Source organism: Paenibacillus sp. J22R56, from assembly GCF_056269375.1.
The window spans coordinates 362506-379343 of sequence record NZ_JBWDNV010000006.1; the positions used below are offsets into that span (position 1 = coordinate 362506).

Here is a 16838-nt window from a genome sequence, read left to right on the forward strand (position 1 = left end):
CCCCTTACTCTTCAAAAGCAAAAAACCTAGGAAGCCACAAATCGCGGCGGCCTAGGTCATTTAATTAATGCTATAAAATAACGCCGTCTTTAAAAATAGCAATTTCACGAAATCCATTACGTTCATTATTCGTCTGACGATCCCCGGAGGCAAGCTCAACGATTTGCCCAAGCAGATCATCCCTTAATTCATCCATGGTCTTGCCTTCAATTAATTGGCCAGCATTGAAGTCAATCCAATTCTTCTTACGCTCGGCAAGCTGCGTATTCGTAGCAATCTTGACAGTTGGCACAGGTCCGCCAAATGGTGTTCCGCGTCCAGTCGTGAACAACACAATATGCGCTCCAGCAGCGGAAAGTGCCGTTACCGATACAAGATCATTACCCGGCGCCTGGATCAGATTTAATCCCGGCTTCCTGGACGGCTCTCCGTACTGCAGAACATTCGTAACTGTTGCGTGTCCACCCTTTTGCGTGCAGCCAAGCGACTTCTCCTCGAGAGTTGTAATACCGCCATCCTTATTGCCCGGTGACGGATTCTCGTAGATCTCCTGCCCATGCCGTATGAAATAAGCTTTGAAATCATTAACGAGGTTAACTATCCCATTAAATACCTGCTCGTCAGCTGCACGATCCATCAGAATCGTCTCCGCACCAAACATTTCAGGCACTTCAGTCAGCAGCGCCGTGCCGCCTGCAGAGGTAATGGCATCCGCAATCCGGCCAACAAGAGGATTCGCCGTAATGCCTGAGAAGCCGTCAGAACCGCCGCATTTTAAACCAATTCGAAGCTTAGAAAGTGGAAGCTCTTGCCGCTTAAAGCGTTCTGCATATTCCACCAGCTCGCCAATTAGCTTAACCCCTTCTTCCAGCTCGTCTTCAACTTCTTGGGATTTCAGGAACTTCACACGATTCGGATTATAATCCCCTATCGCCTGTTTGAAAGAATCAATCTGGTTATTCTCACAACCTAGCCCAATAACCAGAACGCCTGCAGCATTCCCATGCCGCACCAGTGCGGACAGAAGCTTTTGCGTTGCCGTTAAGTCATCACCTAGCTGCGAGCATCCATATGGATGTGGAAAATGATGTACACCGTCTATCGCATGCCCTTCGAATTGGCGATTAGCGAGCTTGGCAATGGTTTCACAGGTTTTATTGATGCATCCTACCGTGTTAATAATCCATATTTCATTCCGGATCCCAACTTCTCCGTCTTCACGAACATACCCTTGGAATGTTTTTGGTTTCACAGACATTGCTGGTTGAGTAGGCTTTGACTCCACCATAGGCTTATACTCATATTCCAGCACTTCACCTAATCCGGTACGGAGATTATGGGTATGAACCCATCGGCCGGTCATAATATCCTCTTTGGCGACTCCAATGGAATAGCCAAACTTATGAACGTGCTCACCTGCAGTTACTGGATGAATAATAATTTTATGACCACGGGGTATCGTCTCAGCGACCGCAACGGATTGCTCGTGCTCGTTGCTATCTTCCGAAAGCCATCTGACGATTTCTCCAGGCTCAATATCACGCAGCGCGATGACCACATCATCCTGAGGATGAAGAAGTGTTGCGTTCGTTACGGTTGAATTTCTCATACTTTCTCCTCCAGCTGCTCAAGTTCATTTGTCAATGCATCCAGCAATCCCGGGATTTCGTTCAGATCGATGCCCCACCATGAAGATCGGCCAAGTACGTCAGCAATCAGCTCTTTCACTTGCAGCTCGCTATTGTCGACTTTGCTCCACAATGCTGCGAGTTCCGAAAGGGCGGCTGCATCATCTCTGATGACTTGACTCTCACCATTGAGCTTACGGCCAGTATACCCGCCGTCTTCTGTTTGCTGAACACGATAAAGCCAAAGAAGGGAGGCAAAAGACTTCATAATAAGCGGCGGCAGCTCGCCTGTCCGCTCTTGGTATGCCATTAACGTCGGCAGCAGCCGGACCTTAAACTTGGACAGAGTGTTCATCGCAATATCCGTCAGCTTATGGCGGACATAAGGATTGGCGAAGCGCTCAATCACTTGTTCTGCATAGACTCGCATCTCTGCTTCTGGCAAAGGGACAGATGGAACAAATTCATCAAAAATGGCGCTGCGAAGCTGTTCACCGTATACCGGATGCTCGACGACTTCTCTTACTTCGCTTAATCCATGAAGTACTCCAAGTGCTGCCATCCAGGTATGCGCACCATTCAGAATGCGGACTTTACGCTGCTGATACGGCTTAAGATCATTGGTCCAAACAACATTTAAGCCTGCCTGCACGAATGGCAGCCGTTGATCCAGCTCCTCTTCGCCTTCAATCGCCCATATATGATACGGTTCTGCTGCATTAAGCAGCCGATCCTTGACTCCCCATTCTGCATAACGATCATCGGCTTCTTCGGCAGGAAATCCTGTCACAATTCGATCGACAAGCGAATTAAGGAAACGATTATGATCTCGTATCCAATCCGCAAACGATTCAGGAAGCTTCCAATCTTCAGCGTGCTGCAGAACGATATCCCGAAGCTTATCTCCATTCCGTTCAACGAGCTCGCACGGCAGCAACAAGAGTCCCTTGTCCGGATCACCGCCAAAATGTTCAAACCTGCGGAATAGCAGCAGCGTCAGCTTGCCCGGATAAGATAATATCGGCTGATCCGGCGCCCATTCAGATGGCGTGTAGACTAGTCCCGCTTCCGTTGTATTCGACACAATCAGCTCGAGGTCTGGGCTCTCTGCCATAGCTAAGAATTGATCCCATTCCTGATAAGGATCAATAAATTTAGAGAATACGGAGATAAGCTCGCGCCGATCAATGAGCACCCCTTCATGTAATCCTCTAATCCATTGATAATAGAGACCGTCCTGCTCCTTGAGCTCCTTCAGCTTTACTGCGCCAGCAGGCCGCGGTTGTGATACCACGACACTGCCTTGGAATAGGCCTTGCTGATTACAGCGATGAATCATCCAGTCGACAAACCCCCGAAGGAAATTCCCTTCACCAATTTGCAGCACTTTTACAGGATAATCCTTCATCCGATCATAGGCTGCAGCTTCTTCTGCCGTCAGACTTGCATAGTTCAGAGGTTGAATGCCATTTTGCAGCTGACTCATCGTGATACCTCCGCCTGAATTTTAATGCTGCCGGATTCCGAGCCAAAGCGGAAATATTGTTCCGCATTCCAATAACATACGCCTTCTACGATTTGTCCAAGCAGCTCCATATCTGCCGGCACTTGACCAGATTCCACCCAATCTCCAAGCAAGTTACAGAAAATTCGGCGGAAGTATTCATGGCGCGGGTAGGATAAGAAGCTCCGGGAATCAGTAAGCATACCTACGAACCGGCTAATAAGCCCCATATTCGCGAGCGATTTCATTTGTGCCAGCATGCCATCAATCGTATCGTTGAACCACCAAGCGGAGCCGAGCTGAATTTTGCCTGGAATCGTGCCGTCTTGGAAGCTGCCGATGATCGTCGCAAGCACATCATTATCCGATGCATTCAGCGAATACAAGATGGTGCGCGGCAGACCGCCGTTGCTTTCCATGCTGTCCAGCAGTCTAACAAGCGGGCCTGCGAGTACACCCGTATGAATCGAATCATAGCCGGTATCCGGACCAAGACGCTTCATCATCGCTGTATTGTTATTACGGTGAGCATGAATATGAAGCTGCATTGCCCAGCCGTGCTCAGCATACAAACGAGACAAGTACACCAACGTATAAGTTTTGTACTGCGCCTCTTCCTCTTGACTTACAGCTTCACCACGAAGCGCTTTGGCATAAATAGCTGCCGCCTGCTCCTCAGTCGAATCTGCGTACATGACCGTATCGATGGCATGGTCAGATAACAGACATCCAGTCTGATGGAAGAATTCCACCCTCTCCTTCAGTGCTTTAAGCAGCAAGCTGTAATCCGAAACCTTATAACCACTTACGTCCTCCAGACGGCTGATCCATGGCAGGAAAGTAGCTCGGTTAATCTCAAGCACTTTGTCCGGACGGAATGAAGGTCGAACTTGGAAACCATGACGGTCTTCCTCGATGAGCTTAATATGATATTCCAGCGAATCAGCGGGATCATCTGTTGTGCACACGACACGAACATTAGACACTCGAATCAAATCTTGAGGCGTCATCCCATTGCCTTCGAACACTTTATTCGCTTTCTCCCAAATGACCGGGGCATTTTTCTCATTAATGAGTTCCTCGATCCCGAACAGTCTCCTAAGCTCCAGATGAGACCAGTGATACAGCGGGTTGCCAATCGCCATAGGAACCGTCCGAGCGTAAGCTAGGAAACGATCATAATCGCTTACTCCCTCGCCGCCGGTCACATATTCCTCGGAAATGCCATTAGCCCGCATCGCGCGCCATTTATAATGATCGCCATATAACCATACCTCTGTCAGATTACGGAAGGGTACATTCTCATAGATCGCTTTAGGGTCAAGATGGCAGTGGTAATCGATAATCGGCATTGCTTTGGCAAACTGTTCGTACAGGCGGACAGCTGTCTCGCTATTCAATAGAAATTGATCATCCATAAATGCTCTCATTCAGCCACTCTCCTATTTATAAAATTTTACAAGCTCATCAACTTTTACAGCTTGACCAGTGCGAATCGACTTGTTCGCTGCAATACCTGTCAGAATGGAGCGTGCACCGTCGATATGGTTAGCCGCACGCTTGAAACGATCCTCAACTGGCACGCCGAAGATGTCGTTCAAGAGTACCGGGTCACCACCGCCATGACCGCCTTCCGCTTCTTCAAATTGTGCTGTGTAAGCTTCGCCGAACATCGGGAAGACAATAATGTTAACGCCTTGAACCGCGCCTTCAAGCGCTTTATCGCCGCCAGAGTTAACGTAAGATTGTTCAATGACATTCATCTCGATACGGCCTTTAGTTCCATTAAAAGCAATTCGGTAACCTTCCCATGGCAGGTAGGCATTAAGCGAATAAGTCAACAAAGCTTTGTTCTTATAGCGTACAAGTACACTCATCGTATCTTCAATCGAGATGCCATCGCCAAATACGCTTTGGTCGCGGCGGTAGCCGTCTTCTGACTCTGCATCCAGGTACATCGCCTTCAGATGCTCATTGTCATCAAGCGGAAGGGCAAATGGGTCGTCTTTGGCATTCGGATTACCTGTTGCACGTTCATAGAACTTCGTTACACCGCGCTTCTCGGCATTTTCACGTCCGTAGAAGAGCAAATCTCCCATTGCAAATACCGATTCAGGCTCCGAGCCAATCCAGAAGTTAACGAGGTCGAAATGATGCGTCGATTTATGAACCAACAGTCCACCGCTGTTGCGTTTGTCGCGATGCCATCTGCGGAAGTAGTCCGCGCCATGTTGCGTATTTAGCAGCCACTCGAAGTGAACTGATGTAATATCGCCAATCGTGCCATCTTCAATCAATTCACGAGCTTTCGTATGATGCGGTGCATAACGATAGTTAAATGTTACGCGTACTTGGCGACCTGTCCGCTCAACAGCATCAAGAATTTCCTGGCATTTCTCTTCATCAACCGTCATTGGCTTCTCGGTAATGACATCGCAGCCAAGCTCAAGCGCACGAATAATGTATTGATGATGCGTACGGTCAACCGTTGTGACAATCACATAATCCGGTTTGATTTCTTCGATCATACGCTCGAATTCATCACTCTTGTAAGTCCGAACTTCTGGATAATCGTACTTTTCTTTCAATAGTTTATTGGCATAGTCCATACGAACCTGATTAATATCGCAAAAAGCCAGAAGCTCCGAGGTTTCCCGGAATCTGGTCGCAATCGCCTGATAGAAAAATTCCGCTCGTCCGCCTGTTCCTACTTGCACATATGTTTTTTTCGAAGTCATGAATGTACCTCTCCTTATTAACTGGTTTGTAATCGCTTTATATCTAAAAAGATACAGCAATATTTGCTCAATATCTCCGCAATATATGCTAGAATTATAGCGATGCCGCAAATTTTGTCTTTTGGAGGTACAGTTATCATGAATCTAGGAAGCGAATTAACATATGGCAACTCGGAGGATTTATTTTTCCTGGAATATAACAAGCGCAAAGGACATTTCACGATGTCCATCGACCATATACACGGGCAATATGAGCTTTATTATTTATTTAGCGGTGAACGGCAGTATTTTATTAAAGACCGTACTTACCCGATTCAAGCTGGTGATCTGGTTCTTATCCCAAGTAATGAGCTGCATAAGACCTCGGACACTGGCGTACCTAATCATGCTCGGATAGTCCTCTATTATAATGAACGTTATTTCGACAGCTTTTCGAAGGAAGAAGCTGCGCTTCTCCGGTCTCCCTTTATTGGTTTGCGCAGAGTACTGCGTCTTACCCATCAGGAAAGATTACGCTTTGAGCAGCTGCTGTACGGTCTTCTGCAAGAGGTGCAGGAACAATCTGCCGGTCATGAACTGCCGATTCGTCATGCGGCAGCTGAGGCGTTGTTGTTCGCAGCCCGTCATATGATTAACAGCAAACCGGAACCAAACGAAGGATCCGCTCCTCCCTCGCCGGCTGCCGCCAAAGCCATGGAGATTGCCAGTTATATTGCTGAGCATTACCGAGAGCCTTTGACACTGGACGAGCTTAGCCGCCAGTTTCATTTGAGTACCAGTTATTTAAGCCGTACCTTCAAGAAATATACGGGCTTTGGACTAACCGAATATATAGGTATTACCCGTGTGAAGGAAGCGCAGCTCCAACTGAGAGATACGGACGAGCGTGTAACGGAGATTGCAGCAGACGTAGGATTCGAAAGTTTATCGCAGTTCGAGCGTGTGTTCAAAACTCATGTCCGCCTCTCGCCGCGGGACTACCGTAACCAATACGGACAAAAGCGGTAAGCTCATACTGCGTCAAAAATTACCCTTCGTCTTTTCGTTAAGTAGTAAGGTATAATAGAGGCTTACATCAAGTTGAACATCCAGGAGCTAGTAACTAAATCATGAGAATGTTATCGAATTATCCAAAAGAAATGAAGGTTTTCCTGTTAGCCAGTCTTATTAATGCTATTGGCAGCGCCCTCATGTGGCCGCTTGTCACTATGTTCGTCTTCGATCAGCTTGGACGCTCCATGTCTGACGCTGGTCTTGTTATTCTCGTTCAATCCATTGGCGGCATCGCCGGACAGCTGCTCGGAGGTGCACTCTATCACCGGGTTGGAGTCAAAAAGCTCATTATTGGTGCATTGGCATTAAATGCTGCTGGGCTGCTCTTATTGCCGGCACTTAGCCAGTCTTGGTCCGTGTTTATCGCCATGATGGGCTTAATTGGATTGTTTAACTCCCTTTCCATGCCGGCCATTCAGGCTTTTATCGGCTTCCGCTTTGCCGACCAACGTGGAGAATTGTTCAATATCGTCTATATCGCCAACAATATTGGTGTTGCGGTGGGTACTGCTCTCAGCGGTTTCCTTGCGGATGTCTCCTACTCGCTTAGCTTTATATTAAATGGCCTGACATCAGGTGTTTTCGCGTTATTCTTCCTATTCTACCTGCAGCGAGTTGGGACAGGCAGTGGCGACTATGAAACGATAAAACGGAAGAAACGTGCTTCAAGCGGGACAAGTCTATGGCTGCTTGTAAAAGATGTCCGGCTTTACTTGTTCATGGCACTCGGAGGTATGCTGATCAACTTAGGCAACAGTATCTGGAATACAGGTGTCTCACCTTTTATTATCGAGCATGGCATGTCGAAGCAAATGTTCGGCTACCTCTGGACGTTGAATGGGATTCTGATCTTCGTCGCACAGCCGGTAACGAATATGATTAAGCGAATTGCAGCAAGCTCTATTAAAGCTCAAATGACCGCAAGTGCTGTGTTTTATATGAGCGGCTATGTTGTTATTCTCGCGATGCACAGCTTTGCCGGAATGGTGCTTGGGATGATTCTTACGACTTTAGGAGAGATGCTGATCGCTCCTGCTATGCCGGCATTCCTAAGTGAAAATAGCGGTAAAAATGCGCCATTCTATCTTGGCCTAACGGGCGGAATCGGTTCGGTAGGACGGGTCATTGGCCCTTATATGATGGGCGGATTCTATGACGGCGGAGGATTAACTCCGGTTGCTTGGCTGGCCGTGCTGACCGCAGCCATTTCCGTTATATCATTCATCATTCATACTTTAGTTAATAAGGAGAAATCAGTCCCGGTTAACTTGCAGAGGCCAGTTAGCTCTTGATTAGATCCCAAACTAGAAAGGCTTGAACCATTTCCCTGTGGTTCAAGCCTTTTATTTTCTTTGCTAGCACATAGAAATCTGCATGGCAGCATTGGGAAAGAAAATGCAAACGATTCGTTTTAACACGGAATATTTCACATATGTATGAAAGGAAGAAATAAATTAGCCTTTGCTGCCCTCATGGACTAAATTTCTACAACGCAGGGGGTGAAACCAATTCCTCTTATCACTCGGGCGACGTTTAACGCTACCGGGGCGATTACTTTTACCGGAAATACACTAGGCTTAAGCCGTTCTGATACACCAGGCGTACCAGGTACTCAAGATAGTATTGGTGCTTTCACAACGACAAACACCGGATCCGTCTATGGTACATATCCTGCCGGTACGACAAGTCTATACACAAGTAACAGCTCCTCGGCTATCTTGACCTTACCAGCTGGGAGCACCATCCTGTACGCTGAGCTGATCTGGGGCGGCTCTTACATTAACGGGACCGTTGATTTGAGTGCGTTTATCAATAATCCCGTTACGTTCACAACGCCGGCAGGAACGTCTAGTATTACATCAGATCCAGCAACCAGAAATCAAGTCGACCTCGGTGGTGGAGCGTTTGCTTATACGCGTTCAGCAAATGTAACGACACTTATCTCACAAGGCGGAGCAGGCACCTATACGACAGGCAATGTAGTCGGCACCATCGTTATTCCCGGAGATTCAACGGCCAATCATTGCGGTTGGACTCTTGGCGTCATTTATCAGAATCCAACACTTCCCTTCCGCAACATGTCGCTCCGCGCAGGTGCTGTGCTCGTGCAAGCTTCATCGGGACCTGTATCAACCACCTTAACCGGATTTGCAACTCCAATCTCAGGTGCACTTGGAGGAAGAGCGTTATTCAGCGCGCAGGAAGGCGATGCGAACCGTACCGGTGATCAGGCGTTATTTGGCCCTACAACAGGTACAGCGGTTGCCTTATCGGGCACCAATAACTTTGCAGCCAACTTTTTTGCCTCTCAGATCAATAACGATGCCGGTGCATTGAATACAACGGGTACGTTTGGCAATCGAAATCAAACGAATGGTGCACCGGGCTCTAATATCTCAGCTGGCAGGCAAGGCTGGGATATTACGAATGTCGATGTTTCTGCACGCCTCGTTAACAACCAGTCTTCTGCCGTACTCATCCTGACGACTTCCGGCGATGCTTATGTCGTAAATGCCAATGCGATACAGATTAATATCAACTCGCCGACCATTAATGTCGTAAAAGGTGCAAGTGTAGCAGGCGCAGTTGTTGGCGATACGATTACTTACACGGTTACGGTCAGCAACACAGGTACGGCCAATGCAGCCAGTGTTGTTCTAACGGATGCCCTTCCAGCAGGACTTACGTTTGTCAGCGGAAGTGTTACGGTTGGTGGAATCCCTAGGCCAACGAACGATATTCTTTCCGGCGTTCCATTAGGACCTTTAAATCTAGGCAGCTCTGTCATCGTAACTTATCGAGCAGTCGTATCTTCGCTGCCGAGTACTTTTTTGCTGCCCAATAACGCGAAAGCAGCCTTTACGTTCCAGATGGTAGCTGGCGGCGACAATATCACTGGGGTAATCCCATCCAACACCGTATCTACGCCGGTATACTCCCCAATCATCGGGATAGCCAAAAGCTCAAATCGCACAACCGCAACAGTAGGAAGTACAGTTACCTATACCCTTTTAGTCTCGAATACAGGTAATATTGCAGCGAATGTGACGCTTGCTGATAACATTCCAACGGGAAGCTCCTTTATTGCCGGTACATTCCGGGTTAACGGAACGGTCATTCCAGGTGCTAATCCGCCTGCAGGTGTTGCTATTGGAACAATTGCAGTCGGCGCGACTTCTACCATCACTTTTAACGTACAGGTCAACTCCCTGCCTTCACCGCCACAATTCGTAGACCAAGGCACGGCCACCTATACTTACACTCCACCTGACGGTCGGACGATATCCGGTTCAGCGGCATCGAATACGTATACGCTTCCTGTGTCGCTGCCGAATGTGACGGTGGCCAAATCGGTGAATGTGACCGATGTCGCGGTGGGAGAGACCATTACCTATACCTCTGTCATTACCAATAATGGAGTAGAAGCTGTTACGAATGTATCGTTGACTGACGTACTGCCGGCTGGTACAACGTTTGTACCAGCCAGCGTAACGATTGGCGGAACACCAAGTGCTTCTGCTAACCCCGGAACGGGCATTGCCGTAGGAACAGTTGCTGCAAACAGCTCCGTTGCCGTTACTTTACAAGCCACGGTGACCACGATGCCAGCCAGCGCACAACTCATCAATCAGTCCAATGTTTCCTACACCATTGGGACCTTTTCCGGTACGACAGCTTCTAACAGCACAACAACGCCTGTCTATCAACCGGTCATCCCATTAACCAAATCAGCAAGTACAACCTCGGCCACGGTCGGCGATACGATTACGTATACAATTCTGGCCCGAAATACTGGCAATAGAGCTGCCACTGTCACTCTGCTGGACAATATTCCTGCAGGCTCAACCTTTGTGCCAGGGTCGGTCATAATTAATGGAGTTGCAAGCCCTGCCTCCTCTCCATTAACGGGAATCGCCATTGGAAGTTTGGCCCCTGCAGGTCAAACAACCGTTACCTTCCAAACGTTGCTGAACAGTCTGCCGTCTCCTGCTGTGCTCATCGACCAGGCAACCTCAACTTATACGTACACCTTGCCAAGTGGAAGAAGCTTGAGCGGCGGCAGCAGTTCGAATACCGTAACCATAACAGCCTCCTCTCCAAATGTGACGATTACGAAGACGGCTAGCGTTACGGCAGCAGCCGTGCAGGATGTACTCACCTATACGCTGCTTATAACGAACAATGGCATTGCTCCTGTTACGAATGTGGTTCTATCGGATTCAATTCCGCAAGGCGCAAGTTTCGTTTCCGGCAGCGTAACGATTAACGGTTCTGCCTCACCTCTTGCAAATCCAAACGCAGGGATTTCACTTGGTACGATTAATGCGGGAGTTACGATAACCGTTACCTTCCAGATTCGTGTCACTTCGCTGCCATCGTCCGGGTCACTGAGCAACATTGCAAGCGTAGGTTTTACTTCCGGGGCTTTTACAAGCACATCAGTCTCGAATACCGTCTCCACTCCGATATCAGAAGCGGTCGTATCCATTGTCAAATCAGCAAGTACAGTGAATGCAACGGTTGGAGATACGTTCTCGTACAGCTTCACCTTATCGAATTCTGGAAATGCCGAGGCGACAGTTACCCTAAGCGATGTTATCCCCGACGGCAGCGATTTTGTCGAGAACAGCGTACTGATCAATGGCGTCCCTACTCCAGGTGTAAGTCCTGTAACAGGTATTCCCGTAGGTGTTATTCCTGCAGGCGGATCTGCGATAGTCAGTTATGTCGTCAACATTGTTTCCTACCCGGCGTCCAGACAGCTGGTGAATCAGGCTACGGCAGCGTATACCTTCACTCTCTCTAACGGGAATATCGTTAATCGTTCAGCCGTATCCAATACGGTTACGGTTCAGGTCGCATTACCTAACGTGTCTCTTGTTAAAAGCGTGAGCCGGACAGTCGCTGTAGTTGGTGATACGATGACCTATTCTTCCGTGCTGACGAATAATGGTATTGCTACAGCGAACAACATCGTCCTTCGCGACCAGCTTCAAGCAAGTACGTCCTTTGTTCCCGGAAGTGTCTTGGTTCAAGGTGTTTCCCTGCCGGGAGCTTCCCCAGATTCCGGCATATCTATCGGTAGCCTGGCACCAGGAGCCTCGGTTACCGTAACATTCGAGGTGATCATTACGATGGCAATTCCTACACAGATTACGAACCAATCGACAGCCAGCTTTACTTCCGGTACCTTCTCAGCTACTACGGCATCGAATACGACAATAACACCGGTTACGCAGCCTCAAATTGCAGTCGTCAAAAGTTCGAGCTCAAGCAATGCCACTTTGGGTGATTCGATTATCTATACCCTTGTTGTTTCTAACACGGGTAATTTAGCTGCTGCTGTTATTCTCACTGATACCATCCCAACAGGCTCGACATTTACGGAAAACAGCGTAATCGTTAACGGTGTGCCTTTTCCAGGTATTTCTCCCGTTACAGGGATCGATATTGGTAGTTTAGCGCCCGGCGGAACAACGACCGTCACCTTTGGGTTAGTCATTACTTCACTGCCATCCCCACAAGTTCTGAACAATACAGGAACTGCTTCGTACTCCTATACACCAGCAGATGGCCGGACAATTACCGGTTCCGTCAATTCCAATACAGTCAGCTTTCCAGTTAACGCACCTAATGTCGGGGTAGTATTAAGTGCAAACTACACATCAGTTACCGTTGGAGATACGATCGTCTATACAGCCGTAATCACAAACAGCGGGATCGAAACCATTAATAATGTTCAGTTTACTGCCCCTGCTCCAACAGGATCTTCTTTTGTACCTGGGACCGTTACGATTAATGGAGTCCCTGCACCTGGAGCGAATCCGACAGGAGGTATTCTGGTTGGTCCGATTGCACCGGGCGGGTCTGCGACAATTATCTATAGCAACAGTGTTAATTCAGTACCTGATCCTGCCGTATTGAACAATACAGGTACGGTTACCTTTACGTCTGGTGCGTTCTCTGGTCTAACGAATTCGAATACCGTATCTACGCCTGTGTATCAACCGGTTATCGCGGTAGCTAAGAGCTCCAGCACTTCCAATGCTTCCGTAGGCCAGACCGTTACTTATAGCTTTATTGTCTCGAATAGCGGTAATTATCCGGCAACGATTAGCTTGACCGATAATATTCCTGCGGGAACTTCCTTTGTACCAAACAGTGCTATTGTCGGTGGAAATCCTATCCCCGGCGTTGATCCAGTAACAGGCATTCCGGTTGGTTCTATTGCAGCAGGTGCATCGACGGGGGTCATGTTCTCTGTCGTTATCGATACTTTGCCAACTCCTCAGCAGTTGTCTGACACAGGTACTGCCAGCATTTCATATACCTTGCCAGATAGCAGACCCTTTAACCAGACAGCCACATCCAATACGGTTACTTTCCCGGTATCTGCTCCTAATGCATCCGTTGTGAAAAGCACACCTTCAACTGCCGTATCAATTGGAGATACGATTACTTACTCGACAACTATTACGAATACAGGAATTGCATCCATTAGCAATGTCTTATTTACAGATCCTATTCCAACTGGCGCAAGCTTTGTTGCAGGATCCCTTACAGTTGATGGTATCCCAAGACCTGCTGCAAATCCGGCAACTGGTGTCATTATTGACGCTATCACCCCTGGGGGATCAACAGTAATTTTATTTAACGTAATCGTGACTTCTCTGCCTTCTCCAGCCGTGCTGAACAATCAGTCTTCTGTCACTTTCACCTCTGGTGCTTTCTCAGGGGTAACTTTCTCGAACACGGTCACAACATCCGTCTATCAGCCGATCTTAAGCGCCGTAAAAACCGGAAGCACCTCAAATGCAACGGTTGGCGATACCGTAACATACACGGTAGCTCTATCTAACACCGGCAACTATGGCGCAGATATCATACTAACCGATACTATACCGGCAGGAACTGTTTTTGTACCAAACAGTGTTATCGTTAATAGCCAGCCAGTTCCGGGGGCTGATCCTTCGACGGGTATTCCGCTTGGCAATGTGACTTCAACCTCAACGGTCTCCTTCTCTGTCATTATCCAATCTTTACCGGTTGGACAGCAGCTTACGAACCAAGCATCAGCAACATATACCTACATCTTGCCAGATGGACGTACATTAGGCGGTTCACTTACTTCCAATACGCTCAATATTCAGGTATCCGCACCAAACGTAGCAGTTGTCAAATCAGCCGGCGTTACAACAGCAGTTGTAGGCGATACAGTAACCTACTCGATTGCGGTTACCAATAGCGGTATAGCACCAATTAATAACGTTGTAGTCGTAGATGCCATCCCTGCCGGCTCTATCTTTGTTGCCGATAGTGTGACTGTAGATGGTCTGCCTCGTCCAGGAGCTTCACCAAATGCGGGAATCTCGATTAGTACCATTGCTCCGGGGGCAACATCAACCATTACCTTTAATTTGACGATTACAAGTCTGCCAACTCCTGCTCAGCTCAGCAATCAGGCAAGTGCAACCTTTACTTCCGGCGCATTCTCCGGGTCGACCTTCTCGAATACCGTCATTTTACCAGTCTATCAAGCGATTATTGCCATCCAGAAAACAGCCAATACGGTGAATGCGACAGTAGGCGATACAATCACTTATGATCTGCATGTTACCAATACCGGCAATCTCCCGGCCCAAGTAACCATAACCGATCCGGTACCATCCGGTGGTGCATTCATTCCAAACAGCGTACAGGTTAACGGTGTTCCTCAGCCTGGTGCTGTTCCGTCAGCCGGATTCTCGATTGGTACTGTGAATCCTGGACAATCAGTTGTTGTTTCGGTGTCTTACGAGGTCGTTATTCAAACTTTGCCGCCTTCTCAACAGCTAGTAAATACGGCAACTGGAGGCTATTCGTATACTGCACCAGACGGACGGATATTTACAGGTACAGTGACTTCCAATACATTATCGATCCCAGTCTCCTCACCGGATGTATCCGTTGTGAAGAGCACAACAGCTATTGATGCGGTGGTAGGCGATACGATTACGTATTTGATTGTGGTCACTAATCTCGGCATTGCTACCGTCAATAATGTCATCCTAGTTGACCCTGTTCCTGTCGGCACCGTCTTTGTAGATGGCAGTGTTATTGTCGATGGTACGCCAAGACCGTCAAGTAATCCTAATACCGGTATTTCAATTGGATCTATCGCAGCAGGTGCCTCTTCGACCATTACGTTTAATGTGCTGGTAGTTACGATATGACGCCAGCTCATAACTTTAAGCTTCTGAACCAGACTCTTGTCCGGTTCAGAAGTGGTGCTTATGAAAGTGTCGCTTATTCCAATACGGTACTGACACCATTGGTTGGACCAATATTAACCGCACAGAAAAGCGCAGCTCCCTCGAAGCTCATCCTTAATCAAACCGTGACATTTACGATTGTAATAGGCAATACTGGCAATCGGTCTGCAAATGTAACTCTAGTTGACGTTCTGCCCACGGGGTTATCTTTTATCCCCAACAGCGTCCTGCTTGATGGCGCTCCCCTTCCGGGAGCGTCGCCAGCCTCAGGTATTTTGATTGGAAGTGTCCCTGTTGGAAATACCGTTCAGGTTATATTCCAAGCGATTGTCATATCGTTCCCACCTGCTTATATCTTTCAAAACGAGGCGACGCTAAACTACAGCTTTACAACGCAGGATGGGAGAATCGTATCGGATACGGTACAGTCGAATCGAATTACCCTTGAAGTCGTGCCTTTCCTACTGAATGTTCATGCCAGATTAAGCACTCCAGTTACGTTCCTTGGTGATGTTATATTCTATGATCTTGTCTTACACAATGAAGGTCTATTGCCAATGGAGAATGTAGTGATTCGCCTCCCGCTGCCGGAAGGCTTCACCTTCATACCTGGCAGTGTCGTTATTGATGGTGTGCTTGTACCGTGGATTGATCCGAATAATGGTATTGTTATTGGTTATCTCGCTCCTGGTGCTACGGTAACCGTTAGAGTTGGTATTCGACTCGCTCAAATGCCGCTTGATTCGGAAGTCACTTTCCAAGCTATTGTCGACTATACCGTGAACGGCACCTCATACAGCACTCTTGCCAACCTGCTTGTGCTTAGTGTCATTACCCCGACTTTGACAGTTAATCTTGCCGTGAATCATTCCCAAGAAACAATTGGTTCAACGCTGACATATACGACAACGGTCACGAATGACAGCAGTTTTGCGGTTGACGCACAATTGACGAATCTTCTCCCGCCGGGGACTGTATTTGTTCCAAACAGTATAGTGATTGGAGGCGTGCCAAGACAAGGCACATCGCTTGGTCCTGGTATTTCGCTTGGTTCCTTGTTAGCTGGCTCAAGTACCGTCGTCAGTTACCAGGTTGTCGTACAGAAGCAGCAAGCAGCAATGGAGTATGGGCAAATTATTAATCAGGTACAGGCAGATTATACGTATCGCCTGTCAGATGGTAGAGTTGTCAAACAAAATGCCTTGTCAAACTCCGTTGTAACCGTCATTCTGGCACCAAAAATCAAGGTCACGGCAACTGCTCAGCCTATGTATTATGAAGTTGAAGAATCCTTAGCCTTTACCATACTTGTTCAAAATACCGGGAATCTCGCCGCAGAGGTCACGTTGTTCCGTACAGGATATCCGCAAGGCTTTTATTTGCTGGATCCGCAAGTTGATGATATTCGAGTACTCGGTTTTACGCTCGAGGATGGGGTATATCTTGGCCTGCTCTCCCCAGGAGCAACGGTTAGAGTGACCTATTGGATCTATGTATCGGATTCAGAAGAAATTCAGGATGAAAGCTTAACCCAGGTGATTTCGCGCTACATTGCAAGGTATCACTATTATTATGAAGACAATCTCTATTCCGATGAGAGCTTCTCGAATGAACTTATATTACCGCTTGACCAGAACATCGAGTAATTGGCAATAAAAAAAAG

General features: G+C 47.8%; 8 protein-coding genes. 4 read left to right on the top strand and 4 right to left on the bottom strand.

The features are described from left to right. Positions 1-70 precede the first annotated feature (70 nt). Genes AC0YNT_RS16785 through AC0YNT_RS16800 form a run of 4 tightly spaced genes read right to left on the bottom strand, consistent with a single transcriptional unit; the run spans position 71 to position 5870 of the window. Positions 71-1609, bottom strand: a complete 1539-nt coding sequence (locus AC0YNT_RS16785; RefSeq protein WP_475805653.1) for a UxaA family hydrolase — start codon at positions 1607-1609, stop codon at positions 71-73. Then, the gene (locus tag AC0YNT_RS16790) at positions 1606-3114 is read right to left on the bottom strand and encodes a tagaturonate reductase (RefSeq protein WP_475805654.1); all 1509 of its coding nucleotides are present in this window, start codon (positions 3112-3114) and stop codon (positions 1606-1608) included. Before AC0YNT_RS16790 ends, AC0YNT_RS16785 begins: the two co-directional genes overlap by 4 nt. Continuing rightward, positions 3111-4562, bottom strand: coding sequence for a glucuronate isomerase (gene uxaC / locus AC0YNT_RS16795; protein ID WP_475805655.1), 1452 nt, complete (start codon positions 4560-4562; stop codon positions 3111-3113). The genes AC0YNT_RS16790 and uxaC overlap by 4 nt, the downstream gene beginning before the upstream one ends. Before the next feature lie 12 nt (positions 4563-4574). Then, the gene (locus AC0YNT_RS16800; protein ID WP_475805656.1) at positions 4575-5870 is read right to left on the bottom strand and encodes a Gfo/Idh/MocA family protein; all 1296 of its coding nucleotides are present in this window, start codon (positions 5868-5870) and stop codon (positions 4575-4577) included. 138 nt (positions 5871-6008) lie between these two features. On the opposite strand from AC0YNT_RS16800, the gene AC0YNT_RS16805 reads away from it, so the two are divergent. The 4 genes from AC0YNT_RS16805 (at position 6009) to AC0YNT_RS16820 (ending at position 16821) form a co-directional block, all read left to right on the top strand. Beyond that, positions 6009-6878, top strand: a complete 870-nt coding sequence (locus tag AC0YNT_RS16805) for a helix-turn-helix domain-containing protein (RefSeq protein ID WP_475805657.1) — start codon at positions 6009-6011, stop codon at positions 6876-6878. Positions 6879-6979: 101 nt separating this feature from the next. Further along, a complete protein-coding gene (locus AC0YNT_RS16810) occupies positions 6980-8215 on the top strand; it encodes an MFS transporter (RefSeq protein ID WP_475805658.1) in 1236 nt (411 codons plus the stop codon). Between the two features lie 207 nt (positions 8216-8422). Then, on the top strand, positions 8423-15136 hold the full coding sequence (locus AC0YNT_RS16815) for a DUF7507 domain-containing protein (protein WP_475805659.1): 6714 nt from the start codon (positions 8423-8425) through the stop codon (positions 15134-15136). Next, positions 15133-16821: a hypothetical protein gene (locus AC0YNT_RS16820; RefSeq protein WP_475805660.1), complete on the top strand. Its 1689-nt coding sequence runs from the start codon at positions 15133-15135 to the stop codon at positions 16819-16821. The genes AC0YNT_RS16815 and AC0YNT_RS16820 overlap by 4 nt, the downstream gene beginning before the upstream one ends. Positions 16822-16838: the final 17 nt, after the last annotated feature.

Bases quoted from the DNA above. Each gene is read 5' to 3' on its own strand.
- AC0YNT_RS16785 (WP_475805653.1), bottom strand. From the start codon at position 1,609: ATGAGAAATTCAACCGTAACGAACGCAACACTTCTTCATCCTCAGGAT.
- AC0YNT_RS16790 (WP_475805654.1), bottom strand. From the start codon at position 3,114: ATGAGTCAGCTGCAAAATGGCATTCAACCTCTGAACTATGCAAGTCTG.
- uxaC (WP_475805655.1), bottom strand. From the start codon at position 4,562: ATGAGAGCATTTATGGATGATCAATTTCTATTGAATAGCGAGACAGCT.
- AC0YNT_RS16800 (WP_475805656.1), bottom strand. From the start codon at position 5,870: ATGACTTCGAAAAAAACATATGTGCAAGTAGGAACAGGCGGACGAGCG.
- AC0YNT_RS16805 (WP_475805657.1), top strand. From the start codon at position 6,009: ATGAATCTAGGAAGCGAATTAACATATGGCAACTCGGAGGATTTATTT.
- AC0YNT_RS16810 (WP_475805658.1), top strand. From the start codon at position 6,980: ATGAGAATGTTATCGAATTATCCAAAAGAAATGAAGGTTTTCCTGTTA.
- AC0YNT_RS16820 (WP_475805660.1), top strand. From the start codon at position 15,133: ATGACGCCAGCTCATAACTTTAAGCTTCTGAACCAGACTCTTGTCCGG.